This is a genomic window from Arachidicoccus terrestris, assembly GCF_020042345.1.
Taxonomy (GTDB): Bacteria; Bacteroidota; Bacteroidia; order Chitinophagales; family Chitinophagaceae; genus Arachidicoccus; species Arachidicoccus terrestris.
The window spans coordinates 3855533-3882338 of sequence record NZ_CP083387.1 but is presented as its reverse complement, the minus strand read 5'-3'; the positions used below and the strand labels follow the sequence as shown (position 1 = coordinate 3882338).

The 26806-nt window shown below is 43.4% G+C and carries 18 protein-coding genes and 1 tRNA gene; 10 read left to right on the top strand and 9 right to left on the bottom strand.

Translation table 11 applies throughout. The annotated features are described in order from the left end of the window. Positions 1–44 precede the first annotated feature (44 nt). The 4 genes from K9M52_RS15135 to K9M52_RS15120 are packed head-to-tail and all read left to right on the top strand — an operon-like array spanning position 45 to position 3958. Positions 45–977, top strand: coding sequence for an ABC transporter ATP-binding protein (locus tag K9M52_RS15135; protein WP_317197275.1), 933 nt, complete (start codon positions 45–47; stop codon positions 975–977). Positions 978–993: 16 nt separating this feature from the next. Beyond that, complete coding sequence (locus tag K9M52_RS15130) at positions 994–1734, top strand: ABC transporter ATP-binding protein (protein ID WP_224069270.1); 741 nt, start codon at positions 994–996, stop codon at positions 1732–1734. Continuing rightward, the gene (locus K9M52_RS15125) at positions 1731–2837 is read left to right on the top strand and encodes an ABC transporter permease (protein ID WP_224069269.1); all 1107 of its coding nucleotides are present in this window, start codon (positions 1731–1733) and stop codon (positions 2835–2837) included. Before K9M52_RS15130 ends, K9M52_RS15125 begins: the two co-directional genes overlap by 4 nt. After that, positions 2834–3958: an ABC transporter permease gene (locus tag K9M52_RS15120; protein WP_224069268.1), complete on the top strand. Its 1125-nt coding sequence runs from the start codon at positions 2834–2836 to the stop codon at positions 3956–3958. The genes K9M52_RS15125 and K9M52_RS15120 overlap by 4 nt, the downstream gene beginning before the upstream one ends. Positions 3959–3982: 24 nt before the next feature. On the opposite strand, the gene K9M52_RS15115 is transcribed toward K9M52_RS15120, so the two are convergent. From K9M52_RS15115 to lon, 3 genes are all read right to left on the bottom strand, one after another. Beyond that, positions 3983–4996, bottom strand: a complete 1014-nt coding sequence (locus tag K9M52_RS15115; RefSeq protein WP_224069267.1) for a glycosyltransferase family 9 protein — start codon at positions 4994–4996, stop codon at positions 3983–3985. Beyond that, positions 4996–6297 (bottom strand): prolipoprotein diacylglyceryl transferase, encoded by a 1302-nt coding sequence (locus tag K9M52_RS15110; RefSeq protein WP_224069266.1) that lies wholly within the window; start codon positions 6295–6297, stop codon positions 4996–4998. The genes K9M52_RS15115 and K9M52_RS15110 overlap by 1 nt, the downstream gene beginning before the upstream one ends. Positions 6298–6510: 213 nt before the next feature. Next, positions 6511–8916 carry an endopeptidase La gene (gene lon, locus K9M52_RS15105; RefSeq protein WP_224069265.1) on the bottom strand — a complete coding sequence of 802 codons (2406 nt, stop codon included), beginning with the start codon at positions 8914–8916 and terminating at the stop codon, positions 6511–6513. A 145-nt stretch (positions 8917–9061) separates the two neighbouring features. On the opposite strand from lon, the gene K9M52_RS15100 reads away from it, so the two are divergent. The 5 genes from K9M52_RS15100 to K9M52_RS15080 all read left to right on the top strand — a co-directional run bounded on the left by K9M52_RS15100 (position 9062) and on the right by K9M52_RS15080 (position 18561). Further along, positions 9062–9844 (top strand): RsmE family RNA methyltransferase, encoded by a 783-nt coding sequence (locus K9M52_RS15100; RefSeq protein ID WP_224069264.1) that lies wholly within the window; start codon positions 9062–9064, stop codon positions 9842–9844. A gap of 21 nt (positions 9845–9865) precedes the next feature. Then, positions 9866–11479, top strand: coding sequence for a L,D-transpeptidase family protein (locus K9M52_RS15095; RefSeq protein ID WP_224069263.1), 1614 nt, complete (start codon positions 9866–9868; stop codon positions 11477–11479). Positions 11480–11598: 119 nt separating this feature from the next. Beyond that, on the top strand, positions 11599–14964 hold the full coding sequence (gene porW / locus K9M52_RS15090) for a type IX secretion system periplasmic lipoprotein PorW/SprE (RefSeq protein WP_224069262.1): 3366 nt from the start codon (positions 11599–11601) through the stop codon (positions 14962–14964). A 147-nt stretch (positions 14965–15111) separates the two neighbouring features. Next, complete coding sequence (locus K9M52_RS15085; RefSeq protein WP_224069261.1) at positions 15112–17589, top strand: penicillin-binding protein 1A; 2478 nt, start codon at positions 15112–15114, stop codon at positions 17587–17589. Between the two features lie 204 nt (positions 17590–17793). Next, complete coding sequence (locus K9M52_RS15080) at positions 17794–18561, top strand: XRE family transcriptional regulator (RefSeq protein WP_224069260.1); 768 nt, start codon at positions 17794–17796, stop codon at positions 18559–18561. Between the two features lie 441 nt (positions 18562–19002). On the opposite strand, the gene K9M52_RS15075 is transcribed toward K9M52_RS15080, so the two are convergent. Then, a tRNA-Arg gene (locus tag K9M52_RS15075) sits at positions 19003–19074 on the bottom strand. Positions 19075–19133: 59 nt separating this feature from the next. Continuing rightward, a complete protein-coding gene (gene pepT / locus K9M52_RS15070; RefSeq protein WP_224069259.1) occupies positions 19134–20381 on the bottom strand; it encodes a peptidase T in 1248 nt (415 codons plus the stop codon). A 244-nt stretch (positions 20382–20625) separates the two neighbouring features. Here pepT and K9M52_RS15065 point away from each other — a divergent pair, with 244 nt between their 5' ends. Next, positions 20626–21939 carry a UDP-glucose dehydrogenase family protein gene (locus K9M52_RS15065; protein ID WP_224069258.1) on the top strand — a complete coding sequence of 438 codons (1314 nt, stop codon included), beginning with the start codon at positions 20626–20628 and terminating at the stop codon, positions 21937–21939. Between the two features lie 46 nt (positions 21940–21985). Here K9M52_RS15065 and K9M52_RS15060 read toward each other — a convergent pair whose 3' ends face one another. The 4 genes from K9M52_RS15060 to K9M52_RS15045 all read right to left on the bottom strand — a co-directional run bounded on the left by K9M52_RS15060 (position 21986) and on the right by K9M52_RS15045 (position 26711). Then, a complete protein-coding gene (locus K9M52_RS15060) occupies positions 21986–22543 on the bottom strand; it encodes an NUDIX domain-containing protein (protein WP_224069257.1) in 558 nt (185 codons plus the stop codon). Between the two features lie 9 nt (positions 22544–22552). Then, positions 22553–23908, bottom strand: a complete 1356-nt coding sequence (locus K9M52_RS15055; protein WP_224069256.1) for a pyridoxal-phosphate dependent enzyme — start codon at positions 23906–23908, stop codon at positions 22553–22555. Positions 23909–24115: 207 nt separating this feature from the next. Then, positions 24116–25984, bottom strand: a complete 1869-nt coding sequence (gene yidC, locus K9M52_RS15050; protein WP_224069255.1) for a membrane protein insertase YidC — start codon at positions 25982–25984, stop codon at positions 24116–24118. 334 nt (positions 25985–26318) lie between these two features. Beyond that, complete coding sequence (locus K9M52_RS15045) at positions 26319–26711, bottom strand: VOC family protein (RefSeq protein WP_224069254.1); 393 nt, start codon at positions 26709–26711, stop codon at positions 26319–26321. Positions 26712–26806 lie beyond the last annotated feature (95 nt).

Genomic DNA, 26806 nt, shown 5'->3' with positions numbered 1-26806 from the left:
TAACTCAGCATCTTTTCAATACTACAATTCTAAAGACCATCTGTATGATACAGGTAACAAATATCAGTAAACGCTACAGTCAGATCTTACCGCCGGCTTTGCATCGAATAAGCTTTGACGTAAAACAGGGAGAGCTATTTGGATTAATTGGGCCCGATGGTGCCGGCAAATCCGCACTCTTCCGTATTCTGGCTACCCTGCTATTACCAGATCAGGGAAAGATCAATATAAACGGATGGGATGTCATAAAAGACTATAAGAATATCCGTCAAAATATCGGGTATATGCCTGGCAGCTTTTCTCTTTATACCGATTTAAGCGTGGAGGAGAATTTAAATTTCTTTGCGGCTATATTCCGGACTTCAGTCAAAGACAACTACGATAATATTCAGCAGATTTACGAGCAAATTGCTCCTTTTAAAAAAAGACGCGCCGGTGCGCTGTCAGGGGGCATGAAACAAAAACTGGCCTTATGTTGCGCTTTGGTTCACCATCCCAGTGTACTTCTATTGGACGAACCTACAACGGGCGTAGACGCAGTTTCCAGACAAGAGTTCTGGGAGACACTTGAATCACTTCGCAAAGGTGGAATGACCATTCTGGTCTCCACACCCTATATGGACGAAGCTGTTCTATGCGACCGGGTCGCTCTTATTCAGGCAGGGAGTATATTAGATATCAACCGGCCGCAAGACATCACAAAAAAATTCGGTCAGCAGCTATGGGCCGTTAAAGCAAAAGATAATTACCGGCTACTCAAGGACCTTCGGGCACTTCAGCAAACCGATACCTGCTGGTTATTTGGAGCTACGATCCATCTTACACTAAAAACACCGGCGGACATCACTGACGTTAAAAATCATTTGCTGAAAAAAGAGCATGACCAACTGCGGATCGAACCAATCCAGCCTGGCATTGAAGATACTTTTATGGAACTGATGCAGCCGCATAAAGAACATCCTTCTGTTAATCATTAAATTTCAATAGACACGTATGCCCCTATCAAATCCAGTTCAGACGCCGGCGATCGCTGTCGAAAACCTGACACGTCAGTTCGGAAATTTCACGGCTGTTGATCACCTGAATTTTCAGGTAGCCAAGGGAGAAATATTTGGATTTCTGGGTGCCAACGGGGCTGGTAAGACCACAGCTATAAGGATGTTATGTGGTTTGCTTCGCCCTAGCTCAGGAGAAGCAACAGTGGCCGGATTTGATCTGTACACGCAAAGTGCGCTCCTTAAAAAAAGCATCGGCTATATGAGTCAGAAATTTTCTCTTTACAATGACCTGACAATAAAAGAAAATATTCGCTTTTATGCCGGTATTTACGGCCTTTCTGATACGCAGATCGGCGGTCGTTCCACTGATCTGCTGGAGCGGTTGCGCATGCCGGCCAAAGAAAACACACTGGTGGGTAGCCTGCCTCTTGGGTGGAAGCAAAAGCTGTCTTTTATGGTCGCGCTCATTCATCAGCCGACAGTCGTATTCTTAGATGAGCCAACGGGCGGTGTAGATCCGATTACCAGAAGGCAGTTTTGGGAATTGATCTATGAGGCTGCACATAATGGTGTTACCATTTTTGTAACAACGCATTATATGGACGAAGCAGAATATTGCAACCGGATCTCCATTATGGTCGATGGAAAAATAGCGGCCCTTGACAGCCCGGCTGCCTTAAAAACAAAATTCCAGGCAAATTCAATCAATGAAGTCTTCTTAAAACTGGTCAGATGACGATTTTTCATTTTATAAAAAAGGAATGCTTTCATATCCTGCGTGACAAACGCACATTGCTGATATTATTTGGCATGCCTGTCATTATGATCGTGTTATTTGGGTATGCCATTCGCAATGACCTGGGCAGCTCAAAACTCGTCATTGTAGATAATGCCCATGACACCTACAGTCAGCAACTCACTGACCGGCTGGACGCTTCCAAATATTTTGAGGTAAGTTACCAACTTAACACTATTGAACAAATTGATCAGGTATTCAGAAAAGAAAAGGCAAGCATTGCACTGGTGATCCCCAGTCAGTTCGGCCATACCCTGATGCATGCCGGCTCTGCCCAGCTCCTCCTGATCGCAGATGGTTCAGATCCCAATACCGCTACTTCCCGAATTCAATATGCGCAAGCCATTATACAGAGCTGCCAGCAGGACATGCAAGTAGCAGGCCCGCAGGGCTTGCATATTCACACCGATATCCGCATGTTATATAACCCCGAATTAAAAAGTGTATATGGATTTATTCCAGGGCTGATGGCTTTAATCCTCATGTTGATTTCGGCCATGATGACGGCTATTACCATCACAAAAGAAAAGGAAACGGGCACCATGGAGCTGCTTTTGGTGTCGCCACTAAAACCGGTACTCATTATCACCGGTAAGATCGTCCCATATATTTTGCTTTCCTTTATTAATGCACTGCTCATTTTAGGATTCGGACATTTTTTATTCGATGTCCCTATTTTGGGAAATACCGCTTTATTGCTATTAGAGAGCATCATATTTATCCTGACGGCCTTATCGCTGGGCATTTTGATCTCCACCCTGACAAGCAGTCAGCAGACGGCTATGATGATTTCCTTAGGAGGATTGCTGATGCCTACCGTTTTGCTGTCTGGGTTTATTTTTCCACTGTCCAGTATGCCCTGGCCACTGCGCTGGATCGCGAATTTGATACCTGCCAAATGGTTTATCCTTATCCTGAAAGATATTATGTTAAAGGGAAGTGGCTGGCGGCAGGTATGGGAGGAAACACTCATACTGCTCGTAATGACTACTCTATTTACAGGCCTCAGTATTCAAAAATTTAAAATCCGTCTGGACAAATGAGAATCATCAAATTTATTATACAAAAAGAGTTTCTGCAAATATTTCGTAATAAGGGAATGCTGCCGATCATCATTATTTTACCGATTATCCAACTTTTAGTATTGGGATTTGCAGCGGATTATGAAATCAAAAATATAACTGTCGATGTGGTGGACCGGGACCATTCCAGCTGGTCAAATCGGCTAACCGGTAAATTAAAGGCCTCCGGTTATTTCCTGATCAATAACTATACACCCTCCTCATCCACCGCCTTAAGAGATCTGGAAAGCAGGCAGGCAGACCTGGCATTAGTCATACCACCGCATTTTGAGCGGGACCTGGTACGTAATCAAGGGCAAAAAATTCAATTACTGATTAATGCCATTACCGGCATTAAGGCAGGTGTTGCCGCCGGTTATCTGCAACAAATCCTGTCCGAGTTCAATAAAGAAATTCAAATAGAGTGGTTATCGCAGCCCACCGCCTCTCCGACTCGGGCGGTCGGTATAAATACCACAACTGCCTACTGGTATAATCCTTACCAGGATTATAAACAATTTATGGTACCCGGCATATTGGTCGTACTGGTGACCATGATCGGTGCCTTTCTTTCTGCGATGAACATTGTCAGAGAAAAAGAAATCGGCACCATGGAACAACTGAATGTAACGCCCATAAAAAAACTTCATTTTATCATCGGCAAACTCCTTCCTTTCTGGATCATTGGACTGATGGAACTGACACTCGGATTACTGTTGGCCTGGTGGATTTTTGATTTAACCTTTGCGGGCAACCTGTTGATTATTTTTATGTTTGCAGCGATCTATTTATTGGTCATGCTTGGAATGGGCCTGCTCATTTCAACCAAAACAGATACGCAGCAACAGGCAATGTTCATTACCTGGTTTTTTATTGTCATATTCTTATTGCTCAGCGGACTGTTTACACCCATTGACAGTATGCCTGGCTGGGCAAAATCCATCACACTGTTCAATCCCGTAGGCTGGTTTATTAAAGTAATTCGTATGGTTTTATTAAAAAACAGCACCTGGAGCGATGTACAGACAGCCTTCTATGCCATCACTGCATTTGCTATTGCCGTTAATGGCATTGCCCTGCTTTTGTATAAAAAAAGAATATGACAAATACTCCTGAAATCATGCGGATCACATCTCCATCGGCGCAGCATTCTCAAAACCTTTCAACGCATCCTGGGCAATCCTTTCCACATTCTGTAACCGCATACACTTGAAATGCTTCTTTGGGCAAGATTTTAAACCAAAATTAGAACAAGGCTGACAGGGCAGATCAGGGACAATATAATTACGATACTTGACTGTTTGGCCGGTACCATAATAAGGCTCCACCGCCAGCTTAGGCGATGTACCACCCCAGACGGCCATCACGCGTTTATTAAAAGCGCAGGCAATATACTGCAGGCCGGTATCATGAGATATCACCCAGTCCGCCTGACGGATCAGATCTGCGGATCCATTCAGTGAAAAGCTGCCACAACCGTTCCAGGCATTTTTATTTTTAGTACGGCCAATGATCTGTTCGCCAATGACCTTATCTTCAGGCCCTCCCATTAAGATAACAGGGCAATTCAGCAAATCCAGTAATTCAGTTAATTTTTCCGGTGGGAGCTTTTTCGTATAATAGGAAGCACCAATCACAACAGCCCCGTAGCCCTGCTGCAAGAATTCAGGAAGCGTTTTTATATTCACTCGATCCTTCTCCCAAATGAAATAATCAAGGCCCCGACCGTCATCTTTTACATCGAGCGGTAACAGTGTATTAAGACTTCGGGCCGTAATGTGCACGTCAGGCATGACATCCCAATGCAATTTAGTCAGCAGGAATTTCCTGATACTGAGCTTTTGATAACAATACCATTTGGTTCTTAATATAAACCGGAGTCTCAGCGTGCGTAAATTCTTATGCAGGTCAATGATATAATCAAAATGCTCTGCTTTTAGCTCCCGGGCCATTTGCCGGAAATCCCCATCAAAATAATGAAACTTGTCAATATATGGATTAGCCTCTGTAACTGCCTTCATTTTCTTCTTCGTCAAAAAATGAAGTTCTGCATCAGGATACCGCTTTTTAAGGCATCTGATCGCAGGTGTTGCCAGCACGATGTCGCCAATGGAGGAAAAACGGATCACCAGAAATTTCATCAGGGAGTAGATGTATGGGGTTTTACCAGATTGAGTGGCTTAAATATTTTAGGAGCCATGGTGACAAAAATTAATCCGACAATCACCAGCAATACAGAGATGATTTCCGCCTGAGAAGGGTGAAAAATAATATCGTATTTCGTATTGACTCTAATCTGCTCTATTAAAAAACGTTCGACACCATTTACAATAAGATAGAGGCCAAACAGTTTACCGGGATAAGTCACCTTCTTGCGCAGACTCCATAAAATGCCAAACAGGATAAGTGACATAATTATCTCATAAAGTGGCGTGGGATATACAGGTAAAGGGAGATAATTACAATACTGCCCCCAATTACAACTGGCAAGAGCGATTCCCTGCCCGTTCACATTGTGTGGATAGGAAAAAGCAAATAACCAGTCCGGTAACCAACTGGCGCCTTTAAAAGCGGCGTGCTGGATTTCTCCTACAATGCCATATTGCTCCGTATGATTCTTAAATAATACAGCGGCTTGTTTAAATTGTTCCGGTGTGCATAAGCGTAACTTGCCATCCGGGTTAGACAGATAAGCGCTGTTAATGATGCCCCAGTCTCCGTCGCCGGCCACCTGACAACCGATCCGGCCCAGCCCGTAAGACAACATCAAAATCGGCGCAACACTATCGGCAACGCTTATAAAACGCATTTTATTCTTTCTAAAATAAATCCAGAGGGCGATGATCGCTACGATGAGGCCACCATAAAAGGTAAGGCCGCTGGGAGAAAACAGATTGCCGATCGGATCCTGAATAAACCGGTCCCAATTCTCAAGGTTATCGAAGATCTTAGCGCCAACAAAGCCTGCAATTGCTGAAATAATCACAATATCTCCTACTCTGTCACTTGGCCAGATGCGGACCGTCCTTTGTTCCGGTTTGGCCAGTTTTGATTTGTTTTTATCCTTCCATTTTAAAAACAGGAAAATACCACCAAGAACAATTCCTGCCAGCCAACTGCCTGCTGAAGAAAAAATAAAGGCCTGTGGGTTGGCCATTGCCCCCTTTGTAAAGAAGATACCCAGTATCTTGTATCCAAAAATAAAGCCCAGCACAAAATTGAAAAAAAGTTCAGAAAAACTGGCTGGCTGACCAATGGTAATCTTTTTTTCAGTGTAGGTAAAATACCCCAGCGCCTGACGGCGTTTAAATTCCTTGGAGATCAACCAGGCTGATATGAGAAAGGAAATGGCGACAAAAAAACCAAATGAGTTCACCACTTTTAAGACCGATATCTTAATACCAAATAAATCCCAAAATAAATAATATAAATTAGGGTACATTGCTCAGTTTTTTAATGTCTGGTTCGCAATAATAAGGAAAAATATCTACAAATGTCTTTTGAAAAAAATTCCTACATAGAAATGTAGGAATTATAACCCTTAAAACAACCAACATGAAATCGTTAATATATAAATATAATATTGTATTATATATGTGTAAATTAGGCTACCAAAAGTAACCAATAAAGCGAATACAAACAAAATAATTCTCGTTTATTTTGCCAGTGCCAGCTCTAGCACCTCCATCATCGTACGGACGTAATGAAATTTCACGCCTTTAATAAATGCAGGATCAATCTCCTGGACATCTTTTTCATTTTCAAAGCACAAAATAAGTTCTTTAAGACCCGCCCTTTTGGCTGCCAGCACCTTCTCTTTAATACCTCCCACCGGAAGCACCTGCCCGCGGAGTGTGATCTCTCCCGTCATTCCTAAATAAGACCTGACCTTCCGGCCGGTAAAAGCAGAAGTAATGGCCGATAACATAGTGATGCCGGCACTTGGGCCGTCCTTTGGCACAGCACCTTCCGGCACATGTATATGGATGTTTTTCTCCTGAAAAATAGCCGGATCAATCCCTAGCTCTTTGGCATGCGCCTTTACATAAGTGAAGGCTGTCATAGCACTTTCTTTCATGACGTCCCCCAGATTACCCGTCAGCCGGAGTTCACCCTTCCCTTCACTTGGTAATGCCTCAATGAAGAGGATATCGCCACCAACACTCGTCCATGCCAACCCTACGGCTACACCACTTATACCAGCAATTCGATAGAGTTCGTTGGAATACTTCGTTTTGCCCAGTATCTGAACCACCAGCTCTTCTGTGATCGTGGCGGGCACTTCCTGATCAGAAGCGACGAGTTTAGCCAGATAACGCATTACACTGGCCAACTGACGATCCAGTTCTCTGACACCGCTTTCCCGGGTATATTTTTCAATGATTTTCTCAATCACTTTAGGAGCGACCTTAAATTTGGCCTTCTTTAAACCATGGGCTTCTTTCTGTTTGGGAATCAGATACTTTTTCGCAATTTCCAGTTTTTCCTCAATAGCGTAGCCATTGAGATTAATGATCTCCAGACGGTCTCTCAGTGCTGGTTGAATGCTTTGTAAATCGTTAGCCGTTGCAATAAATAGGACCCGGCTAAGGTCATACTCCAGTTCCAGGTAATTATCATAAAATGTTGCATTCTGCTCAGGATCAAGAACTTCCAACAGGGCGGATGAAGGATCTCCCCTGTGATCACCGCCAACCTTATCGATCTCATCCAAGATAATGACCGGATTGGAGGTCTTTGCTTTTTTAATGTTCTGCAGGATACGGCCCGGCATCGCTCCAATATAAGTCTTGCGGTGCCCCCTGATCTCACTCTCATCATGAAGTCCCCCTAAGCTCAGCCGAATATATTTTCTCCCGATGGCACTTGCGATGCTTTTACCAAGAGACGTCTTACCGATACCCGGAGGCCCCACAAAACAGAGAATAGGGCTTTTCATATCTCCCTTCAGTTTTAAGACAGCCAGATACTCCAGAATTCTTTCTTTAATCTTCTTCACTCCATAGTGATCCTGATTCAAGACCTTTTCAGCAAAGCCGAGGTCATAGTTATCCTGGCTATAGTCGTCCCAGGGAAGACTCAGTAAAAAGTCCGTGTGATTGTACAAAACAGAGTAATCAGGTGTACTGGAATGCATTCTTTCCAGTTTACTGATATTGGCATTAAAGAGTTCTTTAGCGGCTTCAGGCCATTTTTTTGTCTCAGCGCGCTTTTTCATAGAACTGATTTCCATATCATTGTCGGAACCCAGTTCATCTTTAATACTTTTAAGTTGCTGTTGAAGAAAGTATTCCCGCTGTTGTTTGTCAATTTCTGTGCGGGCATTATTTGTCACTTTGTTTTTTAGCTCAACAAACTGTAACTGTCTTTGAAGCAGACTGATAAGCAACATGCTGCGCTGCTCAATAGAACTGGTTTCCAGCAGTTGTTGTTTATCACGCACATCCACGTTCATATTCCCACCCACAAAATTGATCAAAAATTCAGGATTCTCAATATTGCGCAAAATGATGGACGCTTCTGTCGGCATATTAGGCGACAGCTGAATAATCTGGGCAGCCAGATCTTTGATACTGTCAACATGGGCCAGAAAATCCTGTGCTTCCGGCAATGGCTGATCTGCGCAGAGTTCAACCTTAGCTTTAAAAAAGGGATCAGATTGTGTAATCTTCTTTAAATCAAAGCGTTTCTTCCCCTGAATAATAATGGTGGTCCCGCCATCCGGCATCCGGATCAGTTTGATTATCTTGGCAACTGTACCCACTTTACACAGATCTTCCGCAGTCGGCTCTTCGACCTGATCATCTTTCTGTGCTAGCACCCCGATCAGCCGACCGCCTTTATAGGCTTCGGTTACAGCGAGTATACTCTTATCTCTTCCTACGGTAATCGGTATGACCACACCTGGAAACAATACAGTATTGCGTAAAGGAAGTAGGATCAGTTCCTCCGGGACATCCAACTCTTCTTTGTCCTCTCCCATCTCATTCATCGGTAATAATGGCAAAAAATCGCTCTCATCCATATTCTGAAATAAAATCTCGTTATACTTATGATTCATAATAATTGTAGGTTACTTCGTCAAATTGTCACTGTTTCAAACAGTGCTCATGCCAGAAAGCCTTATTCAATTAAGATGCCAGCCCACTAAATCCTCCCTTCAGGTCAAAAATTGGCACAAATTGGCTACATAGCGCCTTTAATTAATGACTTTTTTACATAGGTTTGCCAGAGTCTTGCTAAATTTGCTGACAAACAACCCGTTTATTTTGAGTGTACAGCAGCTACCCTATTTTTATGAAAACGAGCTCCGAAAGGACAAAGCTCACTTTACCCTAAGCGAGCCGACCAGCAAACATTGTGTTCAGGTACTGCGGATGAAAGAAGGTGAGCAACTTCAGATTACAGATGGCAATGGCTTGCTGGCTACAGCCACGCTTACCCTTGCCCATAAGAAACACAGTCAGGTAAACATTGGGGAAATCACCACGCAAGATCCGGCAGAAGGCAAAGTGTCCATCGCTATCGCTCCTACTAAAAATATGAACCGGACTGAATGGGCCCTGGAAAAATTAACAGAAATTGGTATTAGTGAAATCCTGTTAATGCGTACGCAACGCACAGAAAGAATGATCATTAAGGAAGACCGGTTGAGACAAATCCTTATTTCTGCCATGCTGCAAAGCAGACAAGTGTTCTTACCACAACTGTCCGGTCTGTTAAAATTTAGAGCAGTTATTGCCCGATCTAATGAATATACACATAAGTGGATCGCTCACTGCCGGGATGAAGGCCCCAAAAAGCTGATAGGAAAAGCTGGCCCGGGAGAATCCCACCTGATTCTGATCGGCCCGGAAGGCGATTTTACACCTGAAGAGATTCAAGGAGCCCTCGCACCGGAAAATCAATTTGAACCGGTAACTTTGGGCAATACAAGGCTCAGAACAGAAACTGCGGCACTGGTCGCTGGTGTACTATTAAAGATTTAAACTTAAAACACTTCATATTACATGAATTTTAGAAAACTACTCTTTACGGCCTCTATTGTTACATTACTGCTTGCTGCCTGTGGCGGACGCAAAAACAGAAAGGTGAAGATCGACCAGACAATTACCCCCCAGACTTCCTATAACAATCTGTTTCTGGACAGTGCTGCGATCCGTCAGTTCACCAACAAGGATACTGTCTATAAGCCATTTGAAGAGATGTTTGTCAATTTCTACCGCCATCGCAACTTCGAATTTGCCTGGTTTGATACCAGTGGGTTGGTAGAACAAGCGCATAACTTTATCAATTTGCTTAGTGCCGATGCCAAATCGATGCGTAAGCAAGATAGCACAGACGGCGAAAAAAAGATCGGCGCTATACTGGACCGATTTAGTGACAGCCTGCCGGAAGGTTTAACACATAATGAACTCGTTCGCTCCGAACTGATTATGACCGGTGAATTTTTCCGCCATGCGGAACAAGTCTTTAAAGGTAAAGGAGGCATCGATGCCACTCAACTGGGTTGGTATATTCCCCGCAAAAAAATTGATTTCTCCGCCTTGCTGGATTCCACGCTTAACGGAAAAGAAGCGCCTGATGAAGAAAAGCTGCTGAATCCGCAGTTCAAAAAATTACGTGCGGCCCTTCAACAATACATTGATATTAAAAACGAAGACCATCCCTGGGATTCCATCGGTCTGGAAAGGCCTAAGCTGGTCGTTGGTGATTCGGGAGGAGCGGTGCTGGCCATCAAAGAACGGCTGTATTATTTGGGAGATTTGAAAGAGTCCCCTACTAATGATCTTTACGATAAAGATACTAGGGCAGCTGTAAAATCTTTCCAGAGCCGCTACGGCCTGGTCGCTGACGGCGTGGTTGGACCCAATTTTATGAAATCCCTGAACATTCCTTTGGATACCCTTATTCGCGATATCACCATCAACCTGGAAAGGGTTCGCTGGATTCCCAGCGAACTGCCGAAGGAATATGTGTGGGTAAACATCCCTGACTACAAACTCCACGCCTATGAAGATGGTAAGGAAGTGTTTAATATGCGGGTTATCGTAGGCTCCGCTGCACATGGTACCACTATTTTTTCCGGTAATATCAAATACATTGTCTTTGCTCCCTACTGGAACGTGCCGACTAGTATCGTCAAAAAAGAAATTATGCCGGGCATGAAAAACAATCCGGATTATATCCGTAATCATAATATGGAAATCTATGGCCATGACGGCAAAATACCGGTAGTCCGGCAATTACCAGGTCCGGATAACGCCCTTGGCCGGGTCAAATTCCTGTTCCCTAACAGCTATAATATTTATTTGCATGATACACCAAACCATGACTTGTTCACTTCCCGCAACAGAGGACTCAGTCATGGATGCGTAAGACTGTCTGATCCCCAGAAGATGGCAGACTGGTTGCTGAGAAAAGATACAGTGCATTATCCACCAAAAGTGATCGATTCCCTGATGAATAAAAACCTGAAAGAAAAATGGGTTACCTTGGATAAAACTGTTCCCGTCTATCTGGTTTATTTTACCAGCTGGGTGGACGATGACGGACAGCTCAATATTAGAAAGGATATCTATGGTCATGACGCCAAGATAGCAGAAAAGCTGTTTAGCTATTGATCAAACTAGAGAGGAACTATCTGTTGGACAGCCATGGACGCTTATCAATAGCAAAGGTCCATGGCTGTTTTTGCCGGCCGCCGGTCATAATAAAAGCAGTACCAAAACGTTTAATAAGCATGGATATACCGGCACGGGCTGGGCAGTGGACAACACTATTGCTGATGCTGCTTATTTGCAGCATCCGGTCTTTGCATGCCCAACCCGGGACTACCCTGCATCTAAAAGACGAAAAGCCGGCTGAATTTGCCAAGAAGCTTCTGCGTGCTGAAAAAACCGATTATGGTCCGTTGGGGAAATTCCAACAGTTTATGCAAAATACTTTTACGCGCTTTAATTACCTCTATAATGCCAATAAGCGCATGGAAGACATCCTGAACAAGGCTACTGCCGGCTATAAAGAAGATTATGCTCAGCTCTTGACTTATTATCCTTATGATGCAAAAGCAATGGCTGGCAATGCTTATCTGGACTCGGTGATTCAGCATGCCACCGCCGGGATATTACTCCATGATCTACGCAACCAATATGTAGATGAGCTGTATTTCCTTTTAGGCAAGGCATATTATTATCAGCAGAAGTATGACACCGCTCATCAGGTTTTTCAATATCTCAATTACGCCTTTGCACCCAAAGATGACGGATATGATCTGCCCATAGGAAGTAATATCAGTAAAGTGAAAGGACACTTTACCATTCTAAACCCCGAACACAAAGGCATCAGCAAAAATAGTTATGCCCGCAAAGAAAGAAGAAACGACGGCCTTCTCTGGCAAATAAAAAACTTCATACAATCAGGTGATTATATTCAGGCGCGGGTCTTGTTGGGCTACATCGAAAAAGATAGTCTGTTGCCGGAGCGTTTAAAGCCAGTCATAGCGCAGACGCACGGACTGCTTTTTTACCGGCTGAAAAAATATGACAGCGCTGCCGCCTACCTGCGTCAATCAGGCTATTCTGTTTATAAAAAAGCCGTTCGACCGAGAATGTATTATTTGACCGGACAGCTTTATGCGCTGGGCGGTGACAGCCTTTCCGCGGCCACCTATTATGCAAAGGCTAAGTCATCGGCTACTGATCCTCTGCTGAGTATTTATGCAGCATTGGCAGAGGCATCGATGAAAAATACACAAGGCAGTGTCGCAGCAGAGACCGGCCAAAAAAGCGACCAGGACCCACATATGGTGCTACTGCAAAAGCTCGCCAGAAGAGATAAGTATAGACGATATAAGGATGTAATCTATTTTGCCGAGGCCGCGATCGCACTTAATAAAGGGCAAAGCAAAACAGGACGTGCATTACTTCTTTCCAGTATCGAAGCGGGAAGAAAAATAACGCCCCCAAATGACTGGCAGAAAAGCAGAACCTATTTTACCCTTGCCGGGCTGGAATATGACGAAAACAATTTTTATGACGCCTCTCGTTTTTATGATAGCGTAAAATCTGCAGACCTGCCTGGGGAGGCTGATCGCGCACTGCTAACACTTAGGCAATCTCCGTTAAGCAATGTAGCCGTGCAGCTCGATTCTGTTTATTATCAGGACAGCCTGCAGCATTTGGCCAGACTGCCCGAAAAAGAACGGATGAATATCTTGAAGGAAAAGGCTCGGGAAATCCGTAAAGCCATACAGCGCGACCGCGAAACGCAGGAGGGTAATGTGACCAACCCTGCCATCCGCAGGCCTGTGACACCAACTAGCCTGTTTCCTTCTTTAACATCCGGATCTACGATTTGGTACTTCAATAACCCCACTTTAAAAAACAGTGGATACCAGCTTTTCAAGCAGAAATTTGGCAATCGTCCTAATGTCGACAATTGGCAAAGGCTGAGTGCGATTACCGGCGCAGCTAATGGGCCATCAAAAGCCAGCAATAACCAGTCCATTCTCGATGCTTTTAATGAAGATGGATCACTTAAACTGGATAGCAGTAATATACAGCCAGAGGACCTCCTGAAAGGATTGCCGCTCACAAAAGGAGCCCTAGATAGCAGTAATAATAAGATTGCATCGCGTTTATTTACAGCAGGTAAAATCCTGCAAAATTCTATGGAAAACTATACAGGGGCACTATATATGTATGATTCTCTATTGCGTAGATTTAATGGTTGGGATTCAACAGATGCAGTACTGTTTAATCAATATATCTGCTGGATACTGCTAGGTAAAAGGGATAAAGCAAATCTGGTGCTCAGCTCCCTGGAACGCCAATATAAAAACAGCACCTGGATCAATAAAATCCGGCGTCAGGACAGTCTCAAAAACAGTATCCAGGAAACAAGCCTGCGGAACCAGGCCACTTATGCCTATAATGAAGTTTACCAACTTTTTGTTGAAGGCGCCTTTAGAAAAGCAGATTCACTAAAACAAATAGCGGATAAAAAATACGGAAGTTTTTATTGGACCCCACAACTCCTGTATATTGAAGCAGTCTATCACATATCAGAAAACAGGGATACGGTAGCGATCAAAAAACTCAATTATCTGATACAGCGCTTTACATCCTCTCCCATTAAAAACCAGGCGCAGCATTTGCTCAGTATTCTTAAAAGGCGCAGTGAAATTGAGGCTTATTTGCGGCAACTAAAGATTAGCCCCAACGTATATATTCAAAACGACCGGCTGGCAAGGCTGGAAACTGCTGCCATAGCGCTGGCAGATCAGAGAGAAAGAAGGATCGGTTTGCTCCGGGGCCAAAAAATTCTTGATCTGACTGATTCCAGTAGTGGGGCCATCAATCAGTTATCGGGTGCGATAAATGACAAAAGCTCCTTAATTAATCTGAAAAGGCCTGATACAATGGTCATGACCGGTATTCCCGGTAACAATATAGTACAACCGCCGATGCAGATAGTTGATAGCCTCAAGACAAGAACGCCGGTTACCGAGCTGCCGGCTGGGCAGATCGTGAAAAAAGCCGACTCCAGCCAATCGCATCCGATAGTTGTAACGTCATCCACCAGGGATCAGAAAAAAACACGCCCTGAAAAGGTGACGGACTCCACGCAAATCGATCCTGTAGCACAGGTGGGGGCAATAAAGAAGCCACCCACAACAGGCGCTCCGGTAATGCCTCCCTCAACCCCTGTAAAACAATCTGCTACGATCGGAGGGTTCATCTTTAACCCCTCAGCACCGCAATATGTAACCGTTACGCTTCATAAGGTCGCTCCGGTTTTTGCCAGTGAGGCCGCCAACGCCTTTAACCGCTATAACCTTCTGGCATTTGAACACGAAAAATGGCCGGTGAATCGCCAGGGACTGGAGGATTATGATATGGTTCAAATCGGACCTTTTAGGGACTACGCCGCGGCAAAATCATATCTTAAACAAATTCAGGAAGTTACACCTTCTACCATCCTGCCATGGCTCACGCAGGATAAATATGAATTTATTATCGTTAGCCCACAGAATATGAATAAGTTAAAATCAGGAGAAGATCTGATAAATTACCGTGCAGCCTGGAAGCAATTTGAGTCAAAATAGTATTTTTATGGCTATCTTTAAGGAAGTCATTATTTTTGGTCGGCTGAGAATTGGAAACGGTCCATTTTTTGATAAGTCCTGACGTATTTAATGCGGACAGGGCCCTAATACCCTCAGTTCAAATATAATAGTAATAGAAAATCAAGCATGAAGCAGGAAAAAAAGCAGCCAAACAAGTCCGAAGGCAAAAAAAGAAATAAAAACAAGGTCGTTCGCGTCCTTTGGATCATATTCTTCGCAGGACTACTCGGCGCATGTTTGCTGGTTATGATGGCCAATTATGGACTGCTTGGCGAAATGCCCTCTATTGAACAATTACAGAATCCGAACGCTTCAGAAGCCAGTCAGATATATGCAGACGACGGAACCATCATGGGTAAGATTTATTCCGAGGACAGGATCAATGTGTCCTTTGATCAGATCAGCCCCCACGTCATTCAGGCTTTGGTGGCAACCGAGGATGAGCGGTTTTATCAACATAGCGGTATCGACCCCCGCTCTCTGGCCAGAGCACTGTTTTCCCTGGGTGGCGAAGGGGGAGCCAGTACGATTACAATGCAAACAGCTAAAAATCTGTTTACTGATTACAAGCGGAATGCCTTTATCAGAATCATCCAAAAGCTCAAAGAGTCTATCATTGCCATCAAACTGGAAAGAAACTTTACCAAAAATGAGATCGTCACGCTATATCTGAATACCGTCCCTTTTGGAGATAACGTCTATGGGATCCGCAATGCGGCCAGAACTTTCTTCCAGGTTAACCCTTCTGATCTGACCGTGGGCCAGGCCGCTGTGCTGATCGGAATGTTGAAAGCGTCTACAACATACAATCCGAGATTGCACATGGACAAGGCGCTGCAGCGCCGCAATGTGGTCATCAATCAGATGGTACGTAACCATTTTGTTGCCCCCCAGGAAGCTGAAAAGATCAAAAAAGCCCCCATTGTGCTGAATTATCATAAAATGAGTAACTCCAATGGCCTGGCTCCTTATTTCAGAATGGAACTGATCCGCCAGCTCAAACAGTGGTGTGCAGACCCTGCCAATAAAAAACCTGATGGCACAACTTATAATCTATATCGTGACGGCCTCAGGATTTATACGACCATCAATCCGAATCTGCAACGCTATGCAGAGAGTGCTGTAGCCAAGCATATGAGCTCCATGCAAAAACTTTTGAATGCACAGGAGAATGTTAAAAATGGCAGCATTTGGAAAGGGCACGAAGTTACCATTGAAAGATCGATGAAGCGTAGCAACCGCTGGAAAACCTCAAAGGAGAATGGCATGTCCGATAAAGACATTGAAAAGTCCTTCCATGTTAAAACCAAAATGCGTGTCTTTGCCTGGAACAAAAACAGGCATACAGATACGGTTATGACACCGTATGATTCCATCCGTTATACCAAACAAATGTTGCAGGCTGGCCTCATGGCCATGGATCCTATCTCTGGAGAAGTTAAAGCCTGGGTGGGTGGCATCGATTTCCAGACGTATAAGTTTGACCATGTCAATGTCAATACAAAAAGGCAGGTCGGCTCTACCATTAAGCCTCTTCTCTACAGCCTGGCAATAGAAAAAGGCGGTTTTACCCCCGGTACGCCGGTAGAAGACGTCCAGCAATACTTTAAAGGATATGGTAATGTTCCGGCAACCGGAGCTACCTGTACCGGCAGAACAATGCCGATGTCCGAAGCGCTTGCAGAATCCCGCAACTGCGCCACAGCATACATCATGAAACAGCTTGGGCCGGAAGGCAATGATGGCGCTGTTAAGTTTGTGGATTTTTTAAAGACTTGCGGCATTACTTCTAAGATTGACCCCTACCCTGCCATTGCCCTGGGTAGTGGCGAGATATCACTATACGAAATGATGCAGGCCTATTCGATGTTCCCCGGAAGAGGATTTACCGTCCAGCCGATGATTATAACACGCATAGAAGATGCGCATCACAATATTTTATTTACCAGCACACCTAAACGTAAACAAGTCATCAGTGACATTACTTCCAGTTCTCTGGTTTCTATGATGGAAGACGTGATTGATTATGGTACCGGCAGAAGAATGGCCCGCTACGATATACCGGGAGATATTGCTGGTAAAACCGGTACCACCAATGACAATAGTGATGCTTGGTTTATTGGGTTTACGCCTCAATTATTAGTAGGTGTATGGACGGGATGCGACAGCCGCTTTATTCGTTTCAATAGCACAGCTATTGGCCAAGGTTCCTCTCTGGCACTTCCGATCTGGGCCTATTTCTTCCAGAAAGCCTATAAGGACAAGGCTGCTGGCTTGAACTCCAGTCAACATTTCAATACCGGCGGTGTTAATCCGGCAGAATCCGTGATTTATGACTGGGCACATGATATTAAAGACAGTACTGATAGCATCCAGAATAACATTTTCAACCAGCCAGGTATTAAACCGCAAGATATTGGACCGGAGAGCGATACAAATATTAATAATACTGATCAAAATGATGTCCCGCTGATAGGCGGAAGTTCTTCAGGTGCAAAAAAGGCACAGCCCAAAGCTGTCATGCCGGCTCCCAAAAAAGAAGAACCTAAAAAAAAGGGAATTTTTAGGCGCATTTTTGGTGGCGGAAAGAATAAAGACAAATAACCGTATTGACCTAAGGATAGAAATAAGAAATCCAGTGATTTATGAGCTCAGCCGTTCTATTTCACTGGATTTTTTGCTATCAAATACGAAAAATAAAATTATTTAGTTTTTTCTTGCAAAAAAACTCCAAATTATTTGGGAGTCTTGCCAATCCTTAGTAAATTGCACTAATCGTATTAGTGTTCACTCTAAAAATTCAAAAACATGACTACATACGCCGGCAAAAACCTGAAATATCTAAGAAAGCTGCGTGGTTGGACACAAGCTCAGATGGCTGATAAACTAGGCATTAAGCGTTCCCTTATCGGCGCCTATGAAGAGAGTCGGGCTGAACCTCGTATTGATGTATTAACGGCTATCGGACAGATATTCAAATTAAGCCTGGATGAGCTTTTTCTGGAAGACTTAGATCAACCGGGAGAGGGTACGTATTTAGACAGAAGACGTGCAATGATGATGGCCAGTACGACAGAAGCAAAGGTACAATTTGTGCCAGTGAAAGCTGCAGCCGGGTACTTAGCGGGTTATGAAGATAATGAGTTTTTAGATGAGCTGAACACTTTTACCCTGCCAATGCTGGCCCCCGGTTTTTACCGCGCTTTTGAAATCGTCGGCGACAGCATGCTTCCTACCCCCAGCGGCAGCGTTGTTGTCGGGGAAAAAGTTGAGCACCTCAATGATGTAAAAAATAATAACGCCTATATTGTTGTTTCCAGATCCAATGGTATCGTTTATAAACGGATAGTACGCAATAACAAAACCAGGGAACAGGTAACCTTAGTCAGCGATAATCCTATTTTTGACCCATATCAACTGGATGCGATTGATATTATGGAGATCTGGAAGGCCCAGATGATCATTACCAAAATTGATAAGCACCAGAGATGGGATGTTGGCCAAATGGCCGGATTGGCAGGTGTTGTAAATAATTTGCAGCAAGAGGTAGCTTCTCTTAAAAAGCAGATCAGTTAAAGTCAGAGCATAGCATAGTATCATAAATAGCATTAAAGATTCAGGCGGGCATCTTATCTTCTTATAAGGATGCCCGCTTTTACTTATAAATACATTGAGCCCGGCTATCGATTCACGCCTCACTTACATAAAACATTGGTTCAAACTACATATTTTATTTAGTTTAAAGGTAGAGACCGCCTTTATGAGACGAAGTCTTCAATCCCCATTTACAGTTACCAAATCCTATGTAACATTTCTCGCAGATAAGATTCAGGTATTCAAAGCTGAAACTAAAGTCCGATCGGCAATTCATTTAATAATAACATTTGGCCTGACGACCAATAGCTATTCATCATCAATGATTCAAGGTACAGTTGATATGAATGTCGTTTTTCATTAATTGGGTTTTACATCAAAGCACAAAAAAGCGCTGATTATCAATATAACCAGTGCTACCAGTGGCCTCGCCAAGAATCGAACTTGGATCTGGAGCTTCGGAAACTCATATACTATCCATTGTACTACGAGGCCTATACCCGATATTCTCTCGGGATGCAAATATAATTGCTAGAATTGTATTTTCAACTGATTTAGGCTTTTTCTTCCCACACTTTTGTCAATTCGACCAAAACGTCCACTGCTTTTTCCATATCTGAAATACCAATCCACTCGTGGCGGCTATGGATAGCCTGCATGCCGGTAAAGATATTTGGACAGGGAAGGCCCATAAAACTAAGCCTGCTGCCATCTGTGCCCCCTCTGATAGGTTCATTGACCACTTCCAATCCTGCGTTCTTGTATGCTATGATGGCATTATCAGCCACCTCCGGATATTGTTGCAGGATTTCCTTCATATTCCGATATTGTTCCTTGACAGCAAAGTCTAGTTTAACACCTGGATATTGCAGGATGATTTCTTCCGCTATCGCCTTGAGTCTGGCCTCATGTTTTGCCAGATTCTCGGTTATGAAGTCTCTCACGATAAAATCAATGGACGCCTCCTCTGCAATCCCTTCTACCTTGACAGGATGCACAAAGCCTTCTCTCCCACTGGTCGTTTCCGGACTGAATTCATTTTTAGGTAAAGCAGCCAGGATTTCTCCTGCAATTTTAAGCGCGTTAACGAGCTTACCTTTCGCATAACCCGGATGTGCAATAACCCCGTGTACCGTGATTTTGGCTCCATCAGCACTGAAAGTTTCATCCTCAAAGCTTCCCAGTTCGCCTCCATCCAATGTGTACCCAAAATCAGCGCCCAGTCTTTTTAAGTCCACCTTTTCGGTACCTCTGCCAGTTTCTTCATCCGGCGTAAACAAAATTTTTACGGTTCCGTGTTTTATCTCTGGGTGGTTGATTAAATAATGAGCCGAATCCATAATAACCGCAACGCCGCTTTTATCGTCTCCGCCTAACAACGTTTTACCGCTAGCCGTAATGATCGATTTACCCAAATGTGTTTTTAAATAAGGATAGTCCGCCATACGGATCACCTGATCCGGATCATCGGGCAGCTGAATATCGCTGCCATCATAATTCTCATGAACAATAGGCCGTACATCTTTTCCAGAACAATCCGGCGCAGTATCCACATGGGAGCAAAAACAAATAACCGGGACTTCTTTATCTGTGTTAGATTCAATTGTCGCATAAACATAGCCATTTTGGTCCATCACCGCATCCTTAATGCCCATTTCCAACAATTCCTTAACCAAGAGCTTGCTAAGATCTTTTTGCTTCTCTGAAGAAGGAAAAGCCGGGTTATCTGGATCGCTTTGTGTATCAATTTTTACATACCGCAAAAACCTGTCTGTCACTGTATATTTATATTGATCTGTCATATTTTACATGATTTGTGCGCAAAGTACAAAAAATAGACTGGTAACGCAACCATGACCTTATTTTTAACCAAATCCTGTACAGTGGAATGCAGATTAGGCTTTTTTTAAAATTTGATAAAGAAGGATGTATTATCTTTCCAGAACTTTTTTAATTCCTGCTACAGAGTTATTTTTAGGCTTTCGACGCCGGATTGGTTTGGGACAATTTGAGCAGGGTTATAATAATAAATTAAAATGCGCATACATGAAAGTAGTAATTGCGGGCTCAGGATATGTGGGATTAGTAACAGGTGCCTGTCTGGCAGATATCGGGGTGGATGTTTGCTGTGTGGATGTCGATCAGCAAAAGATTGACAATCTTCAAAAAGGCATCTTGCCCATATTTGAACCTGGACTGGAAGATATTGTTAACCGTAATGTCAAAAGCAAAAGGCTTCATTTCAGCACTTCCATAGCGGATCATATAAAAGACGCTGGCGCCGTATTTATCGCAGTAGGCACCCCTGCGGGAGAAGATGGCAGCGCCGATATGCAATATGTACTCTCTGTAGCAGATTCGATCGGACAACATCTGGAAGATTATACAGTTGTCGTTACCAAAAGCACTGTGCCGGTCGGGTCTTCAGAAAAGGTCCGGGCTACGATCAACAAAGCGTTAGAAAAAAGAGGGCAGGATATACCCTTTGATGTCGTATCTAATCCAGAGTTTCTAAAAGAAGGGGCGGCCATTAAAGATTTTATGAGCCCTGACAGAATCGTTGTGGGCATTGACAGCAACCGGGCCAGGGAAACAATGGATACGCTCTACAAGCCATTCTTGTTGAATGGCTACCGTATTCTGTATATGGACATTCCTTCCGCGGAAATGACAAAATATGCAGCCAATGCCATGTTGGCCACCCGCATCAGCTTTATGAACGATATTGCAAATTTATGCGAAAAAGTCGGCGCCAATGTATCTCATGTAAGGGCGGGTATAGGCACCGATCCCCGCATTGGCAGAAAGTTCCTCTACCCGGGAGTCGGATATGGAGGCTCTTGCTTTCCCAAGGATGTTAAAGCCTTACTGCGTACGGGTAAGGATCATCAATATCCATTACGTTTGCTAGAAGCTGTGGAAGCGGTCAACGATGCACAGAAAAAGGTATTATTTGACAAGATCAACCGGCATTATGATCAATCATTGGAGGGCAAGACTATAGCGGTCTGGGGACTCGCTTTTAAGCCTAATACCGATGATATGAGGGAGGCACCGGCGCTGGTACTGATCGAAGCGTTACTGGCATCGGGAGCGAAAGTCCAGGTCTATGACCCGGAAGCCATGAAAGAAGCCCGCAAAGTATTATCCGATAAAGTGAAATGGGCAGAAGATGTATATGACTCCGTCAAAGGTGCTGACGCCATTGCACTCATTACGGAATGGAATGCCTTTAGGCTTCCTAACTGGAATCAGATAAAATCACTGATGCAAACCCCGGTTGTATTTGATGGCAGAAATATCTATGATGACGTGCAGTTGACCAAGGCAGGTTTTATCTATTACGGCATCGGGCAATAAACAGTCATCATTGACTCTCGGAAACGCGGGGAGATCATCATTGCGATTAACTATACCCCATCGCTTTTAATTTAAGGATAGCCGCAACTGTAATGCTATCCGTGATCTTCCCTGCCATCACCAGATCAAAAACCTGACTGAATGACTTACGGATGATTTGCAATTTTTCTGTTGGTTCCGGTGCCGCTTCTTTTTGGCTAAGACCCGTGGCCAGAAATACGGTTGCCTGCTCATCCGTAACTGAATTAGAAAGATCCATAGTCAAAAACTCCTGCCAATTATTCGCGACCAATCCAGTCTCTTCCAGGAGCTCCCTTTTTGCCGCGCTCAGCGCGGCTTCATTCAGCGGACCGCCGCCTTCGGGTAATTCCCAGCTATATCTTTCTAAAGGGAACCGGTATTGCCCTACCAGGAACAGCTGATTATTTTCGTCCATCGCCACAACACCGATGGCCCGATTTTTAAAATGGACTTTACCATAAATACCATTACCTCCCGATGGATTGATCACCTCATAAGCGGTGACATTGATCCAGGGATTATCATATACTTCTTTGCCGGAAACAACCTTCCAGGGATTTTCTTCTATCGGTAGATCTTCCACGTTAAATAACTATTGAGCAAAACTATGGATGAAATCAAACTTGGTAACGATATGATGATTACCCAACTCATCAGTGACCAAAATAGCCCCGTTTTCACGGCTGATCAAATGACTGCTCTTCTCAATGGGTGTTTCAATAGGCACCACCGGGTAAGGCTTTTCCATCACCTGACTCACCTTCTCGTTTTTTAGTTCCGGGTTGGCAAATATCTTTTGAAAAAGGCCACTTTCACTAATAGAACCGATAATCTGATCCTGATCTCTTACCGGAATGTTTTCAATATCAAATTTTCTCATGAGCTCTACGGCCTGCACAACCGTTGCCTCCGGTTCAATAGCAATTAATTTGTTTTCTTTACGCCCATTAATAATATCTTTCAGGGTTTTTACCTCCATAAAGCCCCGCTCCATCATCCATTCATCGTTATAGATTTTACCCACATAACGACTACCATGATCGTGGAAGATCACGACGACAAGATCATCTTTCTTCAATTTGTCTTTCAGTTGATAGATACCCTGTAAAGCACTCCCGGCACTGTAACCGACAAATATTCCCTCCTCTTTAGTTATCCTTCGGGCCATCACTGCAGCATCTTTATCGGTCACTTGTTCGAAATGATCGATATAGGACATATCGAAGTTTTGTGGTACAAAGTCCTCTCCGATGCCTTCGGTGATATATGGGTAAACTTCCTTACTGTCCAGCTCCCCGGTCCGGAAATATTTAGTCAGTAACGAACCATAACTGTCGATTGCCCAGACTTGGATATCTTTATTTTTTTCTTTCAGATACTTACCGACCCCGGTTACCGTACCGCCCGTACCCGAAGCAACGACCAGATGTGTGAGTTTCCCTTCGGTTTGCTCCCAGATCTCTGGGCCCGTCTGTTCATAATGCGCCAGGCGGTTAGCCAGGTTATCATATTGGTTTACATAAAATGAGTTAGGTGTCTGCTCAGCCAATCTTCTGGAGACCGAATAATAGCTCTGCGGATCTTCTGGTTCCACATTTGTCGGACACACGATCACTTCAGCCCCTAATGCTTTTAGGATGTCTACTTTTTCTTTGCTTTGTTTATCTGTTGTTGTAAAAATACATTTATAACCCTTAATAATAGCTGCCAGCGCCAGCCCCATCCCAGTATTGCCGCTGGTTCCTTCAATGATCGTGCCTCCAGGCTTTAACAAGCCTTCTTTTTCAGCGACTTCTACCATTTTAATGGCCATGCGGTCTTTTACAGAATTTCCAGGATTAAAATATTCTACTTTGGCCAAAACCTTACAGGGTAACCCTTTGACACTCTTATTCAGTTCGATCAATGGGGTATTTCCAATGGTTTCTAAGATGTTATTGAGCCACATAGTCTATTAAATTAGTGATATAATATACAAATGTACGCCAAGTTTTTGGAACCTTCTCGATTATCCGAGTAAAGCTATTATCTCTGGAATTGATAATTCCTATCATTAAAGTAGGTGGGATTTTGCTTTCAAACAGCAACCTAAATGGTTTCAAGCCAAAAGGGCGATTCCTTGTTGGAATCGCCCTTTTGGCTGATAGGCAGTTAACTACTTATTCTTTTTTCGCATTTCCTGCATTTTCTTTTGTTGTTCCTGCATCGCCTCCATCCGCGCCTGGAACTTACTTTTCTGCTTCGGCTGTTTACGTTTCGTATTAATTTCTGCCAGGATCTTATCATGATCCAGAATATATTTCTGGATGACCAGCTGTATCCCCAATGTTACCAGATTACTAATTGTATAGTAAAGCGTCAGGGCGCAGGGCAATCCATTAAATACAAAGAAGAAAATGAACGGCATGAAATAGGGCATATATTTCATCATTGCCTGGTTCTGGCCTGTAGATGGCGACATGTTCATATTATACATACTGGTGAACATACTGGTCACGCAATAGGTAATTGTGAAAAGGCTCAGATGATCTCCTAATAAGGGTATATGTGTATTAAAATGAATGATAGCATCATAGGCAGACAGATCCTTAGCCCACAAAAAACTCTGGCCCCGTAACGCGATACTGGAGTTAAAGAACCGGTATAAGGCAAGGAATATCGGGATCTGTAACAACATGGGCATACATCCGCTGAGCGGGTTAGCTCCCGCTTCTCTAAACAGCTTCATTTGCTCCATGGCAAACCCTTGCTGATCTTTGCCAAATTTCTCTTTCAGTGCATCGATTTCCGGCTTCAATACCTTCATCTTCGCGCTGCTGTAATAACTTTTATATGTAAGTGGAGAGGTAATCAGACGGATAAAAATCGTTAGCAGAATGATCACCCAACCATAATTGCTGACAAAACTGGCAATAAAGTTAAAGATTGGCATAATGAACCAGCGGTTCACATATTTAGCAAATGCATCAATACCGGAGCCTAGGTCTACCATATTATGCATCCCATTGTCGTATGTCTTCAGAATATAATAATCATTAGGACCATAATACAATTGAAGCGGAATATTTACGGAAGCCGTACTCGGCACTTCTATTTTAAGGGCGGCCGTATCATGGAAAATCTGTTTTACCGTTGAATCGCCATCATCACCCGGTTGTGCAGTCATTTTAGCCGTACTACCTGCTCCAATTCCACCTTTAGAAAGCAAGGTCATGTTGAAGAACTGCTGCTTGAAAGCCATCCATGTTAGGCCGTTCTTGAACTGTTCATCTGCCCCACCTGCTGCCCGTTCATCATCATAACCCTTTTTACTATCATTATAGGCCAGATAAGACTGTTCTTTTTCATATTTAACCGCTAACTGTTGTCGATGCAAGATATTTACCCAGTTGATATTCAGTACGTTCTGTGTCAACAGCTGAGGAGCGCCATTGATCAGGATATTCCAATCCACCATGTAATTATCCTTCTTAATTACAAACTGATGCTCAACAACCTGTCCATTGGCATTGGAAAGCTTATAAGTAACAGTCTGTGTGCCATCCTGATTTTGCTTTACAGGTTCTGCCGTAAAATACAGATCTGTAGTCTGTGTAGAACTATTGGCAGAAGTATTGATCGCATATCCCAGTTTATTAGAGGTTCCTCCGAGGATTACCTGAGTAGAATCATAAGATTTATATTTTTTTAATTCTACTTTCTGAATCTGTCCCCCTTTATTGGAAAAGGTGATTTTCATCAGATCATTCTCAATAACCTGGAGCTGTTCGGTACCGTTTGCAGCGCCTGTAAAGTTACCAGCGGCGCCGGCTTTTGCCAGCGAATCTGCATTTAAGGAATCTTGAATAAGCGCTACAGTATCAATTGGTTTCGCTTGAGCTTTCTGGACCAGCGCAAGAGAGTCTTTTATATGTTGCTGACTTTTCTCATAAGCGTCTTTCTGTTTGCCGGTAATGACAAAGTAGCCAATAAACAATATACCCAGCAACGCAAGCCCTATAATGGTATTTTTATCTGTCTTCATTCAGTGTTATTTACTAAGAATATTTAGCCTAGTATTTTTAAAATTTGAGTGGCAAAGGTAATGAACACAGCAGAATATGCCAATCAAACCCTCTATCTTTTCGGTAAATAGTCAAATAGCGTTAGGTGTCAAGCCTATATATTTTAGCATGCCGCTAAATTAAGCCGTCTATATTGATGCATTCAGGCATTCGCACCTAAACGCACGAAATGAACCCGCGTGGCAATGCGGTCCTGCACGTTCCCATACTTCCGCTCCTCCAGACATTCAAATATACACACTCTGTCCTAAGCTTCCATACCATATTTAGCTCATATTAATTCATTGAAAAGCGCTAAGGATTAAAAACACCGTTAAAAAGGATGACCCTCCAGCCATCGGGATCTTCATACGTCGTACTTTTATCCTTCCAATATGGATTTTCCGGCTCAACCGGCATAGCGCCGAATGATTTTAGCCGATCGTTTGCTTCATTATAATCCTCGATTTTATCATAGTACAGAACCAACAAATTTTCCTTGGTGGGCTCAGCCAACACAGCCTCTTTTATATGTTGCGTAAATTCAAGATGATAAGTCTTGCCGGGTAGTCCCAACATAACGCCATCATATCCTTCATGATTTTCAAATTGTCCAAGGATGTTCAATCCTATGCCTTCATTGTAGAACCTAACTATTTGCTTTAATCGATTCGTGGGTCTCGCGACCCTAAACTGGACGGCTTTCATAGTCGTTAAAATTAACTATTAAAGATAGAAAACATTTTAACAATAATCACACTTCGCAAAAAAGCCACCCGTAAGAGTACAGGTGGCAGAAAAAC

What these genes read in the sequence shown, in the direction of transcription:
- K9M52_RS15135 (WP_317197275.1), top strand. Translation starts at nt 45, where the DNA reads ATGATACAGGTAACAAATATCAGTAAACGCTACAGTCAGATCTTACCG.
- K9M52_RS15130 (WP_224069270.1), top strand. Translation starts at nt 994, where the DNA reads ATGCCCCTATCAAATCCAGTTCAGACGCCGGCGATCGCTGTCGAAAAC.
- K9M52_RS15125 (WP_224069269.1), top strand. Translation starts at nt 1,731, where the DNA reads ATGACGATTTTTCATTTTATAAAAAAGGAATGCTTTCATATCCTGCGT.
- K9M52_RS15120 (WP_224069268.1), top strand. Translation starts at nt 2,834, where the DNA reads ATGAGAATCATCAAATTTATTATACAAAAAGAGTTTCTGCAAATATTT.
- K9M52_RS15115 (WP_224069267.1), bottom strand. Translation starts at nt 4,996, where the DNA reads ATGAAATTTCTGGTGATCCGTTTTTCCTCCATTGGCGACATCGTGCTG.
- K9M52_RS15110 (WP_224069266.1), bottom strand. Translation starts at nt 6,297, where the DNA reads ATGTACCCTAATTTATATTATTTATTTTGGGATTTATTTGGTATTAAG.
- lon (WP_224069265.1), bottom strand. Translation starts at nt 8,916, where the DNA reads ATGAATCATAAGTATAACGAGATTTTATTTCAGAATATGGATGAGAGC.
- K9M52_RS15100 (WP_224069264.1), top strand. Translation starts at nt 9,062, where the DNA reads ATGACTTTTTTACATAGGTTTGCCAGAGTCTTGCTAAATTTGCTGACA.
- K9M52_RS15095 (WP_224069263.1), top strand. Translation starts at nt 9,866, where the DNA reads ATGAATTTTAGAAAACTACTCTTTACGGCCTCTATTGTTACATTACTG.
- porW (WP_224069262.1), top strand. Translation starts at nt 11,599, where the DNA reads ATGGATATACCGGCACGGGCTGGGCAGTGGACAACACTATTGCTGATG.
- K9M52_RS15085 (WP_224069261.1), top strand. Translation starts at nt 15,112, where the DNA reads ATGAAGCAGGAAAAAAAGCAGCCAAACAAGTCCGAAGGCAAAAAAAGA.
- K9M52_RS15080 (WP_224069260.1), top strand. Translation starts at nt 17,794, where the DNA reads ATGACTACATACGCCGGCAAAAACCTGAAATATCTAAGAAAGCTGCGT.
- pepT (WP_224069259.1), bottom strand. Translation starts at nt 20,381, where the DNA reads ATGACAGATCAATATAAATATACAGTGACAGACAGGTTTTTGCGGTAT.
- K9M52_RS15065 (WP_224069258.1), top strand. Translation starts at nt 20,626, where the DNA reads ATGAAAGTAGTAATTGCGGGCTCAGGATATGTGGGATTAGTAACAGGT.
- K9M52_RS15055 (WP_224069256.1), bottom strand. Translation starts at nt 23,908, where the DNA reads ATGTGGCTCAATAACATCTTAGAAACCATTGGAAATACCCCATTGATC.
- yidC (WP_224069255.1), bottom strand. Translation starts at nt 25,984, where the DNA reads ATGAAGACAGATAAAAATACCATTATAGGGCTTGCGTTGCTGGGTATA.
- K9M52_RS15045 (WP_224069254.1), bottom strand. Translation starts at nt 26,711, where the DNA reads ATGAAAGCCGTCCAGTTTAGGGTCGCGAGACCCACGAATCGATTAAAG.